The sequence below is a fragment of the Dellaglioa sp. CoH-55-MRSF-7 genome (assembly GCF_056782235.1).
In genome coordinates this window covers 1-613 of the sequence record NZ_JBXAYI010000036.1, presented here as the reverse complement: position 1 = coordinate 613, position 613 = coordinate 1, and the positions used below count along the sequence as shown (strand labels likewise).

At 54.3% G+C, this 613-nt stretch carries 1 protein-coding gene; it reads right to left on the bottom strand.

Features of this window, described 5'->3' with window-relative positions; genetic code table 11:
* Positions 1-613: hypothetical protein (locus AC1RPU_RS07730; protein ID WP_481769600.1), on the bottom strand; the 613-nt coding region annotated here is incomplete at both ends.

The window sequence follows — 613 nt, the reverse complement described above, 5'->3', positions numbered from 1 at the left end:
GCTCCTTGAGCTTGACCTTCATCTGCTCTTGATCCAGCTTAGACCAACGCCGAGTCGGCAGATCAAGCAGCTGCTTGGCTTGCTCGGCAGTCACCTTCATCAGCTTCTGGAGCATCGCATCTGGGTCCTTCGACTTCAGGGCCTTCATCAGGGAATCCAGATGATCAACCGCGTAGATCAGGAGTTCGGTGTACGCAATCGCCGCTTCCTGCTTCCGCACTCGATATGCCAACGACTTCAGTTCGAGTTCGACGCGCAGCTCCAACCACTTGGCCAGCAGTTCAGGGATACTCAGCGACAGGAAGTGAGTTTCGAAATCGAACTTGCCGTCCGTCTCCACGACCTCACGAAGCGTCACGTTGATCTTGAAACTGCGGTTCTGTAGCGTGGCCTTGCGAACTTTCTCCACCCACTTATCGAACTGCGCGTAGTTGTACGCACTCTTGCATTCGATGGTGTAGGTAGTGCTGCCCTTCGAGTTGTAGCAGCGTTGCGTCTCGTCAAACGTCCGGACCTTGGCCACGAACTTTTCGATGTTGGTGCCCGGGGCCCAGTCCGAGATCGTGATAGTTTTATGATCTCGATCGATGTTCATCATCGACTCGAACTGGAC